The organism is Streptomyces sp. NPDC048483, from assembly GCF_040651455.1.
Classification (GTDB): Bacteria; Actinomycetota; Actinomycetes; order Streptomycetales; family Streptomycetaceae; genus Streptomyces.
Genome location: NZ_JBEZJZ010000016.1, coordinates 40,394 through 58,283, shown reverse-complemented (window position 1 = coordinate 58,283; position 17,890 = coordinate 40,394). Strand labels below are relative to the sequence as shown.

The 17,890-nt window shown below is 69.2% G+C and carries 16 protein-coding genes and 1 pseudogene; 15 read left to right on the top strand and 2 right to left on the bottom strand.

The genetic code is table 11. From position 1 onward, the window contains the following. Positions 1-55: 55 nt before the first annotated feature. Positions 56-2,152 (bottom strand): prolyl oligopeptidase family serine peptidase, encoded by a 2,097-nt coding sequence (locus tag AB0D04_RS11560; protein WP_362701939.1) that lies wholly within the window; start codon positions 2,150-2,152, stop codon positions 56-58. 476 nt (positions 2,153-2,628) lie between these two features. Between AB0D04_RS11560 and AB0D04_RS11555 the strand changes: the two genes are divergently transcribed. The 4 genes from AB0D04_RS11555 (at position 2,629) to AB0D04_RS11540 (ending at position 6,380) form a co-directional block, all read left to right on the top strand. Beyond that, positions 2,629-3,024, top strand: a complete 396-nt coding sequence (locus tag AB0D04_RS11555) for a hypothetical protein (protein ID WP_362701938.1) — start codon at positions 2,629-2,631, stop codon at positions 3,022-3,024. A 97-nt stretch (positions 3,025-3,121) separates the two neighbouring features. Continuing rightward, the gene (locus AB0D04_RS11550; protein WP_362701936.1) at positions 3,122-4,453 is read left to right on the top strand and encodes a family 2 encapsulin nanocompartment cargo protein terpene cyclase; all 1,332 of its coding nucleotides are present in this window, start codon (positions 3,122-3,124) and stop codon (positions 4,451-4,453) included. 2 nt (positions 4,454-4,455) lie between these two features. Then, the gene (locus AB0D04_RS11545; RefSeq protein ID WP_362701935.1) at positions 4,456-5,346 is read left to right on the top strand and encodes a geranyl diphosphate 2-C-methyltransferase; all 891 of its coding nucleotides are present in this window, start codon (positions 4,456-4,458) and stop codon (positions 5,344-5,346) included. Positions 5,347-5,756: 410 nt separating this feature from the next. Then, positions 5,757-6,380: a hypothetical protein gene (locus AB0D04_RS11540; protein WP_362701934.1), complete on the top strand. Its 624-nt coding sequence runs from the start codon at positions 5,757-5,759 to the stop codon at positions 6,378-6,380. 694 nt (positions 6,381-7,074) lie between these two features. On the opposite strand, the gene AB0D04_RS11535 is transcribed toward AB0D04_RS11540, so the two are convergent. Then, entirely contained in the window at positions 7,075-7,524 is a 450-nt protein-coding gene (locus tag AB0D04_RS11535; protein WP_362701932.1) for an Lrp/AsnC family transcriptional regulator, read from the bottom strand. A gap of 174 nt (positions 7,525-7,698) precedes the next feature. Here AB0D04_RS11535 and AB0D04_RS11530 point away from each other — a divergent pair, with 174 nt between their 5' ends. The 11 genes and pseudogenes from AB0D04_RS11530 (at position 7,699) to AB0D04_RS11480 (ending at position 17,873) form a co-directional block, all read left to right on the top strand. After that, on the top strand, positions 7,699-8,343 hold the full coding sequence (locus AB0D04_RS11530) for an AzlC family ABC transporter permease (protein WP_362702011.1): 645 nt from the start codon (positions 7,699-7,701) through the stop codon (positions 8,341-8,343). Beyond that, complete coding sequence (locus AB0D04_RS11525; RefSeq protein ID WP_362701931.1) at positions 8,333-8,674, top strand: AzlD domain-containing protein; 342 nt, start codon at positions 8,333-8,335, stop codon at positions 8,672-8,674. Before AB0D04_RS11530 ends, AB0D04_RS11525 begins: the two co-directional genes overlap by 11 nt. A gap of 441 nt (positions 8,675-9,115) precedes the next feature. Beyond that, positions 9,116-9,439 (top strand): annotated as a pseudogene (locus AB0D04_RS11520) (NmrA family NAD(P)-binding protein); the annotation flags it as partial. Positions 9,440-9,488: 49 nt separating this feature from the next. Next, positions 9,489-9,788 carry a hypothetical protein gene (locus AB0D04_RS11515; RefSeq protein WP_362701930.1) on the top strand — a complete coding sequence of 100 codons (300 nt, stop codon included), beginning with the start codon at positions 9,489-9,491 and terminating at the stop codon, positions 9,786-9,788. Positions 9,789-10,024: 236 nt separating this feature from the next. Then, positions 10,025-10,930: a LysR family transcriptional regulator gene (locus AB0D04_RS11510; RefSeq protein ID WP_362702010.1), complete on the top strand. Its 906-nt coding sequence runs from the start codon at positions 10,025-10,027 to the stop codon at positions 10,928-10,930. Between the two features lie 156 nt (positions 10,931-11,086). After that, positions 11,087-12,256, top strand: a complete 1,170-nt coding sequence (locus AB0D04_RS11505) for a CoA transferase (RefSeq protein ID WP_362701929.1) — start codon at positions 11,087-11,089, stop codon at positions 12,254-12,256. Positions 12,257-12,284: 28 nt separating this feature from the next. Further along, positions 12,285-13,058: a crotonase/enoyl-CoA hydratase family protein gene (locus AB0D04_RS11500; protein WP_362701928.1), complete on the top strand. Its 774-nt coding sequence runs from the start codon at positions 12,285-12,287 to the stop codon at positions 13,056-13,058. 20 nt (positions 13,059-13,078) lie between these two features. After that, complete coding sequence (locus AB0D04_RS11495; protein WP_362701927.1) at positions 13,079-13,834, top strand: acetoacetate decarboxylase; 756 nt, start codon at positions 13,079-13,081, stop codon at positions 13,832-13,834. After that, positions 13,831-14,823 carry a 3-hydroxyacyl-CoA dehydrogenase NAD-binding domain-containing protein gene (locus tag AB0D04_RS11490; protein WP_362701926.1) on the top strand — a complete coding sequence of 331 codons (993 nt, stop codon included), beginning with the start codon at positions 13,831-13,833 and terminating at the stop codon, positions 14,821-14,823. The genes AB0D04_RS11495 and AB0D04_RS11490 overlap by 4 nt, the downstream gene beginning before the upstream one ends. After that, a complete protein-coding gene (locus AB0D04_RS11485) occupies positions 14,820-16,079 on the top strand; it encodes an acyl-CoA dehydrogenase family protein (protein ID WP_362701925.1) in 1,260 nt (419 codons plus the stop codon). Before AB0D04_RS11490 ends, AB0D04_RS11485 begins: the two co-directional genes overlap by 4 nt. A 303-nt stretch (positions 16,080-16,382) precedes the next feature. Beyond that, positions 16,383-17,873, top strand: a complete 1,491-nt coding sequence (locus AB0D04_RS11480) for an AMP-binding protein (RefSeq protein WP_362701924.1) — start codon at positions 16,383-16,385, stop codon at positions 17,871-17,873. The last annotated feature ends 17 nt before the right edge of the window (positions 17,874-17,890 follow it).

Sequence of the window (17,890 nt, the reverse complement as noted above, 5' to 3'; positions counted from 1 at the left end):
TGCGGTAGGGGATCCCGGGTTCCTCCTCTCCATACGGGCGGCGCGCCGCCCCCGTTCATTCCCCCAGGGCGTCGCGCAGGAAATCGCGCTGGAAGCGGAGCAGGTTCTCGTTGACCGCGTCATCGGCCGGGCTGTGGGTGGCGCCGGGCAGCGGCAGTACGGAGTGCGGCCTGCCCGCCGCGAGCAGCTCCGCCGAGAAGCGCAGGGTGTGCGCGGCCGCCACGTTGTCGTCGACGAGGCCGTGGATGAGCAGCAGCGGACGGCGCAGCCGGTGGCCGTGGCCGACCAGAGAGGAGCGCGCGTAGTGCTCCGGGTGCTCGTCCGGGTGGCCCAGGAACCGCTCCTTCCAGTGCGTGTCGTACAGCCGCTGGTCGGTGGGCGGGGCACCGGCCACCGCCGCGTGGAAGACATCGGGCCGGTGCACCACGGCGGCCGCCGCCAGGAACCCGCCGAACGACCAGCCACGGATCCCCACCCGCGCCGTATCCAGGTCGCCGAAGCGCTCCCCGGCGGCCCGCAGCGCATCCACCTGGTCCTCGAGGGCGGGCTTGAGCTGGTCCCCGTGAATGGCTTTCTCCCAGGCCGGCCCCCGCCCCGGCGTCCCGCGGCCGTCGACCACCAGGACCGCGAACCCCTGCTCCGCGAACCACTGCGACACACCCGCGGGCCAGCCACGGTCGCGCCCCACGATCTGCACGGCCGGGCCCCCGTACGGGTCGAGCAGCACCGGCAGCTTCCCGGCGCCTTCCTTGTGCCACGACGGGAGGTAAAGCGCGGCCCGCAACTCCCGTTTCCCGAGCGTGAGATGAAGCGGGCGGGGCGCAACCACCGGGTCCTCGGCGAGCGAGGCGATGACCGCCGGGGCCACCTCCTCGCCGTCCTCTTCGCGTACGACCGTCACCTCGGCGCCCCGTGACGTGACCCCGGCCAGGACGACCGTGCCGCCGCGCCCCACGCCCCCGTACCTGCCGGGCTCCCCGCTCAGCCGGCGGATGCCGTGGCCGGGCTCGTAGCGCCACACATGGGTCTCGGTGGGGTCCTCGCTCGCGGTGAACAGCACCCGCTCGCCCTCGACGCCGAGGACCGCGCGCAGCTGGAGCCCGCCGGGGGTGACCCGCTGGCCCCCGACGGTCAGATACCGGGTGTCGTCCGTGTCCTCGGGCAGCACCAGCGCGCCCGAGGCGGTACGTGCCGGCGTTCCGGCCACGAGCTGCACCCACGCGGCATCGGTCCGCTCGTGGCACACCTCGGTGGCGCCGGTCGCCGGATCCACCGTGAGCGTTCGTACGGTGCGCTGGTCACGGCTCTGTACGGCGAGGAACGGACCGTGTGCGTCCCAGCCCGCGTCGACGAGGTACTCGTACGCCGCGCGGTCCCAGGTCACGTCCACCCGCTTCCCGTCCAGAGTGAGCACCTGCACGCCGACCTCGGCGTTGGCGGTCCCCGCCGCCGGATAGCGGATCGCCTGTGGCGGCTTCGCCGGGTCGGCCGGGTCGGCGAGGTAACGCCGTTCCATGGGGGAGGTGTCGACCCGCGCCACCAGGAGGCGGCGGCTGTCCGGCGCCCACCAGTAGCCGCGCGACCGGCCCATCGACTCGGCGGCCGTGTACTCGGCGAGCCCGTAGCCGATCTCGGGCCCCTCGCTGCGGGCCAGCTGCCGGTCCGTGCCGTCCAGGCCGACGACGTGGAAGGACCGGCGGCTGACATACGCGATGTGCTGCCCGTCGGGGGAGGGGCGGGGGTCGACCACCGGTCCGGCCGCCGGTACGGAGAACGGCGCGCCGCCGTCCGTACGCACCGCCCACAGCGCCCCGGACAGCGCGAAGGCCACCAGGTGGGCGGCGTGGTCGGCGCCATACGCCACCACGCCCACCGAGCGCTCGCGAGCCCGCTCCCGCCGCAGCCGCTCCTCCTCGGGCACCGCCTCCGGACCGGCCCCCACCAGGACCGCCGGATCGGCCAACAGCCGCTCCGCCCCGTCCTCGTACTGCCACAACCGGCCGATCGGGTCCGTGCCCGACCCCGTACGGACGAAGAGGACCCGTCGGCCGTCAGGGGAGAGGGCGAACTGCCTCGGTACACCGAGGGAAAAGCGGCGGGTGCGTGCGAACTGCCGGGGAAAATCGGCCGAGTCAAGGGGTGTGCCGTCCAAGGCGCCGTCCTCCAGAGTGCTGTCCTGCGGGGGCTGGGAAGCTCCAGGGCTTCCCCGGCTGTATAGGCACAAAAGAACGCGGCACGGAAGGGGCCGTGATCGCTTTCGCGGTCCGGTACGGGACCGGGCGGAAGGGGCCGGGAGGCCTGTTTGTGGCTGATGAGCCGTCAAATCAGGCTGTGAGCACCGAAGATGGGGGCAGAGTGGATGCCCTGCTGTATGTGAAATGTGCTCTCGATCAGCTGGCCCGAATGCCGTCGCCCGTCCGGATAAACCCGGTGCGGAGCAAGATCACTGCATCGAGGTAACTCCAACGGCCTCATGGGCGAGCCGGGCGTACCGGCCGTTACTGTTTTCTGGGATCTGGACGGATTCTCGGATATTCGTTCTTGATTGCCAGGTATTCGAACCATTTTTCTCTTTCACTTTGACGCCAGGTACGCCGATCACCGACCTCACGAAGGAGAGCTCGCCCGATGACCGTTGAGGCCAGCCCGGAAGCGCAGATGGCGCCGCCTCGGCAGTCCAGCCCGCACACCGCGGCTGCTCGCAACCTTGCCAAGGGTGGCGCCTATCGGGCGAACCGCCGGCTGAACTGCACCGTCGGTGAAGGGCGCATCGAGTTCCAGGACGGTGCCGATGTGCTGACCGTGGTCGTCGGCCGGTGCGTCCCACGCGACTTCCGCGTCGGCGAGGTACGCCGGACCGGCCTGCCGGAGGAGTGCGAGCCGGGCCTGTCGGTGCGCTTGATGGGCACCAGCGGGCAGGCGATTGTCTCGGACCTGCTCACCACCTACCGCTCCGCCGCCGGCCTGGTGCCCGATGCGCTCGGGGTGCTGGAGAACGTGCAGATCGCGCGCAGACGCGACTAGAGGCCCCGTCCGACGGCCACCACGGCCCGGACCTTCCCGGGCCGGGCAGCACGCCCGGGGTCCGGGACAGCACACCCACCTCACCAAGGAGCTACGGATGCCTGATCCTGGGATTTCCCCTCTGCAGTCGAGCCTGCTGGGCGCCGCGGCCCGCCTCGGGACCCAAGCCGGCACCCACGCCGCCGACGTCGAAGCCGGCGCCCAGCCGGCCCTGCCCGGCCCGCCTTCCGCCCCCGTCCCTGCCGCCGGGGCCGTTCCCGTGCACGCGTCCGTACCCGACGACGGCCCGGATGGCGACCTGATCGCTCCGCACGCCCAGGAGGATGCGGCCGCGGTGAGGAGCTCGAACGCTGTCCTGGAACGGATCCTGCGTGGCCCCAGTGGTCTGGGCACGGCGAGCCTGCACCTGGTCCGGCGCGAGGAGCCTCCAGAGCCCGAGACACCGGTGGAGGGCACACCTGTCCCGGGCCTCTACTACCGCCCGGTGCCGGAGCCCGAGCCGGCGCGGGCCGAGGAGGTCAGCCGCAGGATCAAGACATGGGCGGTGGACGAGGCCCAGGTGTACCCCCCGGAGTGGGAGGACCAGTTCGACGGCTTCTCCGTCGGCCGCTACATGGTCGCCTGCCATCCCGACGCTCCCACCATCGACCACCTGATGCTCGCCACGCGGCTGATGGTCGCCGAGAACGCGGTCGACGACCGCTACTGCGAGGACCACGGCGGCTCGCCCATCGGTCTCGGCAGCCGCCTCCTGCTGGCGCACACGGCTCTCGACCCGCTGCACACCACGCAGGAGTACGAGCGGGGGTGGGCGGAATCGCTCCACTCGGACGCCCCCCGGCGTGCCTACCGGTCCGCCATGGAGTACTTCGTCCAGGCGGCCAGCCCCTCCCAGGCCGACCGGTTCCGGCACGACATGGCCCGGCTGCACATGGGGTACCTCGCCGAAGCCGCCTGGGCCGAGATGGACCACGTCCCCGAGGTGTGGGAGTACCTGGCGATGCGCCAGTTCAACAACTTCCGCCCCTGCCCGACCATCACCGACACCGTCGGCGGCTACGAACTGCCGGCAGACCTGCACGCCCAGCCCGCCATGCAACGGGTCATCGCGCTCGCCGGCAACGCCACCACCATCGTCAACGACCTGTACTCGTACACCAAGGAACTCAACAGCCCCGGCCGGCACCTGAACCTGCCCGTGGTGATCGCCGAACGTGAGGGCGTCTCCGACCGGGAGGCCTACCTCAAAGCGGTCGAGGTCCACAACGACCTCATGCACACCTTCGAAGCCGAAGCCGCCGCTTTGGCCGCCGCCTGCCCCGCCCCGAACGTGCTGCGCTTCCTGCAGGGAGTGGCCGTCTGGGTCGACGGAAACCACTACTGGCACCAGACCAACACCTATCGCTACAGCCTGCCCGATTTCTGGTAAGGATGGACTTATCTGTGACCAGCACCGATCTCACCACCGCCACCTCCACCTTCGTCCCCGCCCCGGCGTCGCCCTACCAGGGTGACATCGCCCGCTACTGGGACGAGGAGGCCAGGCCCGTGAACCTGCGTCTCGGCGACGTCGACGGGCTCTACCACCACCACTACGGCATCGGCGACGTCGACCACACCGCCCTCGGGGACGCCGACGACAGCGAGTACGAGAAGAAGCTGATCGCCGAGCTCCATCGCCTGGAGTCGGCGCAGGCCGAAGTCCTCTTGGACCACCTCGGTTCCCTCGGGCGTGACGACACGCTCGTGGACGCCGGCTGCGGCCGGGGCGGTTCGATGGTCATGGCTCATCAGCGCTTCGGATGCAAGGCCGAGGGCGTCACCCTGTCCGCCAAGCAGGCCGCCTTCGCCAACCGGCGCGCCCACGAACTCGGCATCCAGGACCATGTCCAGGCCCGCGTGTGCAACATGCTCGACATGCCCTTCGAGACGGGGCAGGCCGCGGCCTCGTGGAACAACGAGTCGAGTATGTACGTCGACCTGCACGACCTCTTCGCCGAGCACTCGCGCATCCTCAAGGTCGGCGGTCGCTATGTGACCATCACCGGCTGCTGGAACCCGCGTTACGGCCAGCCCTCGAAGTGGGTCTCCCAGATCAACGCGCACTTCGAGTGCAACATCCACTCCCGCCGCGAATACCTGCGCGCCATGGCCGACAACCGTCTCGTACCGCAGGCCGTCGTCGACCTGACTGCTGCGACCCTGCCCTACTGGGAGCTGCGGGCCACGTCCTCGCTGGTCACCGGCATCGAAGAGGCGTTCATCAACTCGTACAAGGACGGTTCCTTCCAGTACCTCCTGATTGCAGCCGACCGCGTCTGACCGCTCGCCCACTGAAAGGGCCGGCCCGTCACCCGACGGCCCGGCCCTTTCGGGGCGCCAGGACGGCTTCCGCTCCCGCGCCCTGCCGGAGGAGGGCGCTCGGTCGGCGCTACGGATGGTGACCTCGGCCGCCCGTGGGAAGGCGGCCGACGAGGGCCGATAGGGTCTTCCGGCGTCGCCGGACCCGACGACGCTACGCGAGACCAAGGGGGATCTCCGTGGCCACCCCGCCACCACCGCCCGGCCCGTATTCGCCCGCTCCGGCGCCCGGCGGCCCGTACGCAGCGCCGCATGCCGCCGTCCCGTACACCCCGCCGTACGCGCCACCCCATCCGTACGCGCCGCATCCCCATCCCCATGGGCACCAGCCCGGCACGTCGGGCTGCCAGTTCTGCGGTGCTCAGCCTGCCGTGCCGGCCACCGTGCGCGGGCATCAGGGCCTGATCGTGGTGATGAGGTTCCTGAGCCGTCGGGGAGTGTTCTGCCGCTCCTGTGGGCTGGCCACCTACCGTGAGATGTCCGCGAAGACCCTCTGGCAGGGCTGGTGGGGGCCGCTGTCCGTGGTCATCACGCCGCTCACCCTGCTGGCGAACCTCGGCCCCCGGGCGCGCTTTCGTAAACTCGCCGCTCCCACAGGCGGTTTCCGCCCCTCCCTCGACCCGGGCAAATCTCTTCTGCGCAGGCCTGAGGCCCTGATGTGTCTGGTGCCGGTGGCTCTTGTGGCTCTCTTGGTCCTGGCGCTACTCGCGCTGACCGTGTTCGGCATGATCGTCGGTAAGCCGAAGGAACAGCAGCCCTATGGCAACGAGTCCGAGAAGGCACCGACCCTTGCCGTAGGTGACTGCGTACGCAACGAAGGCGACTGGCAGGATCAGGACCTGCAGGTCACGGACTGCGGATCGGCCGACGCCGAGTACAAGGTGACCCGAAGGCTCGAGAAGCCGAAGTCAACCTGTGCCGATGGCGAACTCTACGCCGATATCAAGTACGGCCCGGGTGGCACCACCACGTCCTGCCTCGTACGGCTGCGGTAACAGGCGGCTGTGGAGGTCAGTCCCGCCCCGCCCCAGCAACGCCACAAGTACCCGGAACCCCGCCCGCTCCGGCGTCAGACCGCCGGGCAGCGACTCGCCGACCGGTAGCGCCGTTCACCGATGAAGGCACAAGCGTTTTCGAGGTGCTGCGGACATCCAAGCGCGTGGGAAACGCAAGACAATTGTGTGACTGCACCATGTATATGGCTGTTATTGCTTGCCGGTTTGGCGTTCCTGCAGTTGCCGGAATATTGCGGGCTGATCTTCGATGAGTGAAGTCAATTGAGAGCAAATCGGGTTGGGAGTAAACGGCAAGTGGGTGACTGCACTCTCGGGGCCGCTGAGCTCGGGAGCCACGCTCGCGGAGTTGTGTGCCGGCGCTTCACCGCGTTCCCGAGTAGCCCCAGGGAATACTGAGCGAGCAGGAAGAAGCCCGTTTTCAGGAGCGGATAGCGTTCCTGACCCACGGGGCCGAACGTCCCCGCGAAGGTTTCCGCCGAGGGCGGGATACCCGGGTTCTTGTGGTGGGGGTCGGCGCCGCTTCAGCGGGCGGGCGTTCCGGCCCGGGTCGACCAACTGCCGTGGCACGGGGCGGAATCCCTCTCGGACGCTCTCTGGGGCTTCGACTGCGTCTGAGGCTGAGTGAGGCACGGTGAACCCGCCACTTACGCACCCATGTTCACTGGAGAAGACCTCATTCCATGCTGTGGGTCGTCTTGATGATTTTCATGGTGAGGTGGGAATCGACCCTGGCGACTCCAGGGGTGTCTTCAAGTTTGTAAGTGACGAACCTTTCGTACGAGCTCAGGTCGGCCGTGGCGATGCGCAGAAAGTAGTCCGGTAGGCCGAACATGCGCCGAAACTCGATGACTTCATCGAATGAGGCGACGCGCGCTTCGAAATTCTCCACTGTTTCGCGGTCTTTGTGTGAGAGCTCGACGTTGACGTTCACCTCGAAGGAGCGACCCATCGACTCCGCATCGACACGGGCGTGGTACCCGAGGATGACGCCGTCTTGCTCGAGTCGGCGGAAGCGTCGTAGGCATGGCGCGGGTGTGAGGCCCACCCGGTCGGCCAGCTCCGTGTTCGAGATTCGGGCGTCACGCTGAAGCTGCGCAATAATTGCGCGATCTATCTTGTCCACAGCGCTTATTGTGCGCAGCCGGACGCTGAGGAGCAAGATTTCGCCATCGGATTGCCGAGGCGGATGGCTAGCGTTGCCGCCATGACATCCCCTCCAACGTCCACGCAACCGGAACGCACGCCTGGCGGCCGAGAACGATCGGATCTACGCCGAGCATGGGCCGAGACGTGGCCGATCGGGCTCGGCATGGTCTCGCTCGGCCTCACCTTCGGGCTGCTGGTCGTCCAGTCCGGATTGGCGTGGTGGTGGACACCTCTGATCAGCGGGTCGATCTATGCCGGATCATTCGAGTTTCTTCTGGTTGGCCTGCTTGCGGCATCGGCACCGCTGGCCTCGATCGCGTTCACCGCATGTGCCGTCAACTTCCGCCATATCTTCTACGGCTTGTCGTTTCCCCTGCACCGCGTCCGCGGCAAACTCGCCAAGACCTACGCGATGTTCGCGCTCATCGACGAAGCCTACGCACTACTCGCCACACGCCCCACGGAATCGTTCACCAGTAAACGCATCATCGCCACCCAGGCCCTCCTGCACTCCTATTGGGTGACGGGCGGTATAGCCGGTGCGCTGTTCGGCCGCTGGATTCCCACCATCAACGGGCTGGACTTCACTCTCACCGCATTGTTCGCCGTGCTCGCGATCGAATCCTGCCGCGCGACCCGCGACGTTCCCGCACCTGTCGTGGCCGCCGCGTGCGCACTCTTTGCGCGGCTTGTCGCCCCGGGCGAAATACTCGTCGTCGGCATGTCGCTGTATGTGCTGGCGCTGCTGACCCGCTACCGCCTCACCCGTACCCCCAGGACACCCCATGAGGTCTGATACCGCTTTCATAGCGGGCGCGGTCCTGACGGTCGCGGTGATCACCTTTGCCCTCCGAGCCGTCCCGTTCGTATGCGTCGCCCGACTCCGCTCATCCGCCGTCACAAAGTATCTCGCACGCCTCATGCCACCCGGATTCATGGTGATCCTGGTGGTCTACCTACTCCGGGACGTCCCCCTCAACAACAGCCCTTACGGAATCCCGCAAGCCGTGGCGCTGCTGGTGACCACCGCGCTGCATCTCTGGAGGCGCAATGCGGTCCTCAGTATCGTCGCCGGCACCAGCACCTACATCCTTTTGATCAATTTCCTGTCCGGGGCCCCCGCGTGAGTGACGATCAGCAACCAGGTCGAGCTCAGGTGCAGGTCTCGGTCAACCATCTCCTCGCTGTGGGCGCGGGCGGCGGTCGGCCTGGCCGCCGAGTCCCTGGCGGGAGTCCTGGGGCGGCCGGGGACAGAGGCCCAGCGGCTGTCGTTCGCCCGTGCCGCGGCCGAGGTCGACGCGGCGTCGCGACTGATGACGCGGATGGCGACCACGGCCGACGGTGGGATTCCGGACCGACGGCGATCCGGTCCAGCGCATCTGGCGCGAGGTGCAGGGCGTCGTCCGGCACGGCGGATTGTTGTTCGAGCCCGCCGCTCTCGCGTCTACCCAGAGTCTGGCGTCGGACGGCTGATCGCCGTACGGCGCACGGGGGAAAGCACCACCGACCCCAGGACGCATCCAGTGACGTGTCCGTGATGTTCTGAAGGAAGATTCTGTGTTGTTTGAATTATTGGCAATCGGAGCGACGGGAGCACAGGGGGCGCCGTCGCACGGCTGCTGCCGGCGCGCGGACACCGCGTCCGGGCCCTGACGCGCAACGCCGATTCCCCGGCCGCCGCGGCGCTGCACGCGGCAGGCGCCGCGCTCGTCGTCGGTGAATTCGACGACGCCGCCGTGCTGCGGACCGCCATGGAGGGCGCCGACGGCGTGTTCGCCATGGGGACTCCGTTCGGCGGTGCGGGCGTGGACGGCGAGGTCCGTCAGGGCAAGGCCCTGATCGACGCCGCGCACGCGGCGGGTATCGGCCACTTCCTCTACAGCTCCTCCGCCGGCACCCAGACGCTCCTGGATCCTGGACCAGTTCGAGGGCGGGCAGTTCATGCACCTCGCGGCCCCGGACGTCCCCATCGCGTGGATCGCGGTGGACGACATCGCGGCCTTCGCGGTGTACGTACTGGAGAACCGCGTCGAGTTCATCGGCAAGAGTGTCGACATCGCCTCGTCCACCGCGTCGGCGAAGGAAATCGCCGCCGAGGTGGGCGGTGCCGGCGATGAGCAGATGTCGCTCGGCGACGAGGCCAATGCCGACATGCAGGCCATGCTCGACCTGTTCGGCAAGGGCGGCGTCCCCGCGCCCGCAACGGACGAGGCTCCCCTCACAGCCAGTCGCGCGGCTTGAAGATCAGGTACGGACTCGCGCGCACCCTGGCCATCGGCAGCACCGCGACTCTTCGTGTCACCCCTGGTTGGCCCCACCAACGGCCCTGACCTGGGTGAAGCGGTCATATGGACCTCTGACCTTCGCAGATGGATTCTTTGCGGGGCGTTCAGGAAGTTCTGCGTCTGCTGGTGGTACACGGGCGCCACAGCATCTGACCGGGGACTCCCGCCATGGGTAGGCTGACCGGTGTGGACATGCTGCACCTGCGCTACTTCGTCGCCGTGGCCGAGGAACTCAACTTCTCGCAGGCGGCGCGCAGACTGCACATGGCGGCTTCTCCGCTCAGCCAGCGGATCAAGGATCTCGAGCGCGAACTCGGTCATGAGCTCTTCGAGCGCACCACCCACCGCGTCGATCTGACCCCGGCCGGTGCCGCGCTGCTGCCGATGGCGCGCGACATCCTGGAGCGGGTCAACTCGATCCCGTGGCGGCTGAGCGAAGCGGTGCAGCCGCGGCTGGGCAGGCTGTTCATCGGTATGCCCGCCGGAGTGCATCCGTTGCTGCGGGACCGGGTCGGGCTGCTGGAGGACGCCTGCCGTGAGGTGTGCGAACTCAAGCGCTGGCCCGGTACGTCGGCGGACCTGGCGGACGCGGTGCGCGACGGCAGGCTGGCCATGGCGCTGGCCCGGCTGCCGGTCTCCGACCCTGCGTTGGAGATCATCGAGGTGATGCGCGAGGTGCTGGGTGCCGCGGTTCCGGCCGACCGCTTCGCGGGGCGGGCGTCCGTCACCCTGGAGGAACTCGCCGACCTGTCGTATGTGGCCACGCCGAACGACGCCACCCCGGTCTATTTCGAGGAAATCGATAGCCGTCTTCATTCGGTCGGCGTGAAGAAGAGGATCCGCATTAACGTCGCGGACTATTCCGGAAGCTCGGAATTGATTTCCTCCGGCATCGCATTTTCGATGACCATGCTCTCGCCGGAGAGCCCCATGCACCTTTACCGGTTGGACAACGTGGCCGTGCTGCCGGTCGAGGACTTCCAACCCACCCTGACAACCGGCCTGTTGTTCCGCGCTGACCGGGCGAATGCCGGTGGGGACCTGAGCGAGGTCGCTGCCCGGGCCCGCCGGATCTTCGACGATGTCATCACCGCCTGAATGACTTCCGTAATTCCTTTTCCGTGGAGTGCAGGAAAGGGTGTGACTGCTGTGGTCATACCCTTGTTCGCCAGTTGATCATTCCCTTCCGGTCCGTTCACGCATAACGTCGTCGGTGGAAACATTCATCGTGAAATTACTGCGTGAACAGGAGTGATGATGGACATTACGGCCGCCGGCACCACAGGTCCGCTGGACGGCGTGCGGGTGATCGATCTGTCAACGGTGGTGATGGGGCCCTACGCGGCGCAGATCCTGGGCGACCTCGGCGCCGACGTCATCAAGATCGAGTCCCCGTCCGACACGGTTCGGGTGGGTCCGTACCGCACCACACCCGGCATGACCCCGCTCAACCTCAACGTCAACCGCAACAAGCGCAGCGTGACGTTGAACCTCAAGGACGACGCCGACCGCGCACGGGCACTCGAACTGGTCGACGGCGCCGATGTGCTGGTCACCAACATGCGCCCGGGCGCGCTCGCCCGCCTCGGCCTCGGTCACGCCGACATCGCCGCCCGTAACCCCGGCCTGGTCTACGCCCACGCCCAGGGCTTCCGCAGCGACTCCGACCGGGCCGGCAACGCGGCCTACGACGAGACCGTGCAGGCCGCCTCCGGTCTGGTGGACGTGGCCAACCGGGCGCTGGGCACCCCGGCGTACCTGCCGACCATCATCGGCGACAAGGTCTGCGCGCTGACCATCGTCTACTCGGTGCTCGCCGCGCTGGTCCACCGTGACCGCACCGGCGCCGGCCAGTACGTCGAGATCCCGATGACCGACACGCTCATCGCGTTCAACCTCGTCGAGCACCTGGCGGGCCACGTCTTCGAGCCGCCGGAGGGGCCCACCGGGTTCCCGCTGTCGATGAAGCGGGGGCACCGCGCGGTGCCCACCGGGGACGGCCTGGCCTGTGTCATGCCGTACAACCCACAGAATTTCCGGGACTTCTTCCTCGCCGCCGACCGTGCCGACCTCGCCGCCGACCCCCGTGTCAACGGCGAGTCCATCGCCGATGCCGACGTCGACGCCCTGATGGAGCTGGTGGGGGAGTGCTCGCCCCGCCTGACCACCGAGGAGTGGGAGCGGGTCTGCGCCAAGCACAGCATCCCGATGGCCCCCGTGCTCGAACTCGACCGGGCCGCCGAGGACCCGTATGTGCGCGGTGGCCGGCTGCTCGACGTGGTGGACCACCCCAGCGAGGGCGCCATCCGCTCGGTCGGCATCCCCGTGCGGTTCTCCGCCACACCGGGATCGGTCCGCCGGCCTGCCCCGCTGCCCGGCCAGCACACCGAAGAGGTCTTCCAGGAACTCGCCGCCGGTCGCTGACCGGTCGCCCAGCAAGGACACACACATCATGCACAGCACCACGAACGAGGTGCGGACCGAGACCATCGGTTCCGCCCTGCTCATCACCATCGACCGGCCCAAGGCGCGCAACGCGGTCAACGCGGCCGTCGCCGCCGGACTGTCCACGGCCCTCGACCAGCTGGAGGCGGACCCCGGCCTGCGGGTCGGCGTGCTCACCGGCGCCGGCGGCACGTTCAGCGCCGGAATGGATCTCAAGGCCGCGCTGGCCGGTGAATCGCCCGAGATCCCGGGGCGCGGCTTCGGCGGTCTCACCCAGGCCCCCACGACCAAGCCGCTGATCGCCGCCGTCGAGGGCTGGGCCATGGGAGGCGGCTTCGAACTGGCCCTGGGCTGCGATCTGATCGTCGCCGCGGACGACGCCCGGCTCGGCCTCCCGGAGGTCGGCCGCGGGCTGATCGCGGCGGGCGGCGGAGTGATCCGGCTGCCCCGGCGCATCCCGTACCACCTGGCCATGGAACTGCTGCTGACCGGCGAGCCGGTCACCGGCGAACAGGCCGGCCGGCTGGGCATCGCCAATCGTGTCGTGCCGGCCGGGGAAACCCTCGCTGCCGCCCTGCAGTTGGCCGAGCGGATCGCGCAGAACGCCCCGCTGGCACTGGCCGCCGTCAAGGAACTCGTCCGCGCCGCCGACGGCGCGCCCGAAGCGGAGGCGTTCGCCGTGCAGGGGCGGCAGATGGCCCAGCTCGCCGCCTCCGCCGACGTACGCGAAGGCATGACCGCCTTCACCGAGCGCCGCTCCCCGGTCTGGCAGGGCCGGTAGGCCCCGAGGGAGAACACACCATGCAACAGCACGACGTGCCCCGGCACATCGCCACGCCCCTGGCCAACCCGGCCTATCCGCCGGTCGCGCCGCGCTTCACCGACCGCGAGTACCTCAACATCGTCTACCGCACCGACCACGACGCACTGCGCGCCGTCGTGCCCGAGCCGCTGGAGATCGACGAGCCGCTGGTGCGCTTCGAGGTCATGCGCATGGGCGACGTCAGCGGATACGGCCCGTACACCGAGTCCGGCCAGGCGATCCCGGTCCGCCACGAAGGCGAGCGGGGCGAGTACCTGCACGCGATGTACCTGGACAACCTTCCGGCCATCACGTCCGGCCGCGAGGCCAGCGCCTATCCCAAGACGGCCGGCTCGCCCGCGCTCTACGTCGACCACGGAGCGCTGGTCGGTGTCCTCGACGTGGGCACGCTGCGGGTGGCGACCGCCACGATGGGCTACAAGCACTACGAGCTGCCGGTCGAGGAAGCCGTGGCCCAGGTCGGTGTGCCGACCTACATGCTGAAGCTGGTCCCCGGGTTCGACGGGGCTCCGCAGGTCGCCCAGTTGGTGCGCAGCGAGATCACCGACATCACGGTGAAGGGCGCCTGGACCGGCCCCGCCCGGCTGCAGCTCTTCGCGCACGTGCTGGCACCGCTGGCCGATCTGCCGGTGCGCGAGATCGTCTCCGCCAGCCACATCCTGACCGACCTGACCCTGGCACCGGTCAAGCCCGTCCACGACTACCTGGCCCGCCCCGCCCACCCCGTGCGGTGAACGCGGCCACGGACGCAGAAGGAAGACATGTGATGACCAAGCCATTCACGAGCGCCGCGGTGGTCGGCGCGGGGACGATCGGCCTGTCCTGGGCCGCGCTCTTCGCCGGCCACGGCATGCGGGTCCGTATCACGGACCCCCGTCCTGACCTGGCCGAGGCGGTCGCCGAGGCGCTCGACCGGGCGGCCGGACAACTGGCCGCGCAGGGCCTGGACGTGCACGGCCTCGCCGAGCGGGTGCTGATCGCCGACGATCTCGCCGACGCGGTGCGCGACGCCGACGTCGTCCAGGAGAACGGGCCGGAGAACGTCGACTTCAAGCGGGAGTTGTTCACGACTCTGGTCAATGCCGCCCCCGCCCACGCGCTGCTGCTCAGCTCGTCCTCGGCGATCCCCGCAACGGCGTTCACCGACACCATCGAGGAGGCCGACCGGATCCTGATCGGCCACCCCTTCAACCCGCCGCACCTGGTGCCGCTGGTGGAGGTGGTGCCGGGAAAGCGCACCTCCGAGGAGAGCGTGGCGCGGGCCGTCGAGTTCTACCGCTTCGTCGGCCGGGTCCCGGTCGTCGAGCGCAAGGAGATCCCCGGCTTCGTCGGCAACCGCCTGCAGAACGCCCTCAGTCGGGAGGCGATTTACCTGGTCGAGCAGGGAGTCGTCAGCCCGGCAGAGCTGGACACCGTCATGGTGAACTCACTCGGCCTGCGCTGGGCGACGGTCGGGCCGTTCCTCGGCGCGCACCTCGGCGGCGGCCCCGGCGGTTACCGGCACATGGCCGAGCACATCGGCGTGTCGATGCAGAAGATGTGGGACTCGCTCGGCCGCCCGGAGCAGGGCCCCGAACAGACCGAACGGCTTGTCGCGGCCGTCGAGGACGCCTACGGCTCCCGTTCCTACGCCGACCTCAGTCAGGAGCGCGACGCCCGGCAGATCGCCGTGCTGTCCGCCCGAAACAGCGCCACCAGCACGAAGAAGGAGACCCGGTCATGACCGCCCTGCTGCCCGAGAAGGCCACCGAGAAGGCCACCGACAAGGCATCCGAGAAGGCATCCGAGAACGCTCCTGCCGATGAGCGGTTGGCCGCGGACTTCTACGACGTCGAGGCGCTGCTGCCGCCCCACGAGCGCGAACTGCTGCTGCGGGCACGGTCGTTCATGCGCGCCGAGATCAAGCCGCTGGTCAACGAGTACTGGGCCAAGGGAGAGTTCCCCCGCGAGCTCATCGGCAAGTTCAGTGAGCTGGGCCTCGCCGGCGTCCCGTACGAGGGATACGGCGACCCGCTGACGGCCGGAAGCAACCTGCTGGTCGGCATGCTGTCCATGGAGTACACCCGCACCGACGCCTCCAGCGCCACCTTCTTCGGCGTGCACAGCGGCCTCGCGATGTACAGCATCTACCGGGGCGGCGACCAGGAACAGCGGGACCGCTGGCTGCCCTCGATGGCCGCGCTGGACACCATCGGTGCCTTCGCGATGACCGAACCGCTCGGCGGATCCGACGTGGCCGGAGGCATGCGCACCACGGCCCGCTGGGACGGCGAGAACTGGGTGCTCAACGGCGCCAAGCGGTGGATAGGCAACGCGACCTTCGCCGACCTGGTGGTGGTCTGGGCCCGCGACGAGGCGGACGACAAGGTCAAGGGCTTCGTGGTCGAGAAGGGCACCCCGGGTTTCTCCCCGGTGAAGATCGAGAACAAGATCGCGTTCCGGATCGTGGAGAACGCCGAGATCACCCTGACGGACGTCAAGGTGCCCGAGGCCAACCGGCTGCAGCGGATCAACTCCTTCCGCGACGTGGCGGAGATCCTCCGCGCCACCCGCAGCGGGGTCGCCTGGCAGGCCCTCGGCGTGATGATCGGCGCCTACGAGCTGGCACTCGACTACGCCAAGCAGCGCAGGCAGTTCGGCCGCCCGATCGCACGGTTCCAGATGGTGCAGGACCTGCTGGTCAAGAGCCTCGGCAACATCACCGCCTGCTGGGGCATGCTGGTCCAGCTCGCACGGCTGCAGGACGCCGGCGTCTTCCGTGACGAGCACTCCTCGCTGGCGAAGGCGTTCGTCACGTCGCGGATGCGCGAAGTGGTGGCATGGTGCCGGGAGATCTTCGGCGGCAACGGCATCGTGCTCGACTACGACATCGCCCGGTTCTTCGCCGATGCCGAGGCGATCTACTCGTTCGAAGGCACCCGCGAGATGAACACGCTGATCGTCGGCAAGGCGGTCACCGGCGAGAGTGCCTTCGTCTGACCCGGACTCCCCACGACCCTGCGCCGGCCCCGAGTGAAGCGTGCCTCGGGGCCGGCGCGGACCAGTGCGGGCGTGCGGCCCAATGCGGGCGTGTGGACCAGTGCGGGCGTGCGGCCCAGTTCGGGCGTGCCGCCCCGGTTTCGTGCGCCGCGCACAAGTCGGGCCGCGAGCGTCGTCGTCCGCGCCCATGGGCCGGGAGCACCTTCGATTCCTACCGTCTCTCCTCACGTACCGGACATCCGTCCCGCGTCGGAACGCGCACCCGTCCGCCCGACGTCCGTCGACGTACTTCGAGGAGCCGACATGCACATCGCGGAACTGCCAGATCTGCGGGCCCGACAGGACGCGGACGGCCCCTGCATAGCTGACGAAGTGTCACCCCTGGAGCCTCTGGAGCCCCTGGAACCCCTGGACAACGCGGCGTTCGCCGGCCGCGTCCGGCAGGCCGCGGCGGCCCTTCGGGCGCGGGGCATCGGGCGCGGGGACGTGGTGGCCCTGCTGCTGCCCAACACGGTGGACTTCGTCGTCGCGCTCTTCGCCGCCTGGCGACTCGGCGCGGCGGTGACCCCGGTCAACCCGGCACTCACCGAAGGCGAGGTGCGGTACCAGCTCGACGATGCGGGTGCCGCGCTGGTCGTCACCGCGGAGCCGTCGCCACGCGCCGGGACACTCACAGTGGCCGAACTGCGCGCTGCGGCCGAGGACACGGCCGCACCGGAGACGGAGACGGAGGCGGACGCGCTCGCCCTGCTGATCTACACCAGCGGCAGCACCGGGCGCCCCAAGGGCGTCATGCTCGACCACGCCAACCTCGCCGCCATGGCGGGCATGATGATCGAGTCCGCCCGGCTCTCCGAGGCCGACCACAGCCTGCTGATCCTGCCGCTCTTCCACGTCAACGGGATCGTGGTCGGCGTGCTGTCCCCGCTGCTGGCCGGCGGACGGGTCACGGTGGCCGGGCGGTTCCGCGCCGAGACCTTCTTCGACCTGGTCGCCGTCGCGCGCCCGACCTGCTTCTCCGCGGTGCCGGCGATCTACTCGATGCTCGCCGAACTGCCGGACCACGTAAGGCCGGACACCTCGTCGGTGCGGTTCGCCGCCTGCGGGGCGGCCCCGATGCCGCCCGCGCTCATCGAGCGGTTCGAGCGCCGCTACGGCATCCCGATCCTCGAGGGCTACGGCCTTTCCGAGGGCACCTGCGCCTCCACCACCAACCCGCTGGACGGCCCGCGCAGGCCCGGCACGGTCGGACGACCGCTGCCCGGCCAGCAGGTCGCCGTGATGGACCCGCAGGGCCGGATCGTCCCGGCGGGACAGACCGGTGAGGTGGTCGTCCGCGGACCCAACGTGATGCGCGGCTACCTGGGCCGCCCGGAGGAGACCGCCCGCGCCGTGGTCGACGGCTGGCTGCACACGGGCGATGTCGGCCGCTTCGACAAGGACGGCTATCTGGTGCTGGTCGACCGCATCAAGGACATGATCATCCGGGGCGGCGAGAACATCTACCCCAAGGAGGTCGAGACCGTCCTCGGCGACCACCCCGAGGTGCTCGAAGCCGCCGTGGTGGGCGCCGCCGACCCGCGGCTCGGCGAAGTACCGGTGGCGTTCGTGGCGCTGCGTCCGGGCGCGACGGCCGACGCGGGCGACCTGGTCGGACACTGCCGGGCCCGGCTGGCACGGTTCAAGGTGCCCACCGGGATCACTCTGGTCGACCGATTGCCGAGAAATCCCGTCGGCAAGACGGACAAGCCCGCGCTGCGCGCCAGGACCACCGCCGTCACCACGGCCGGCTGAACGGAAACGGAAGGGCA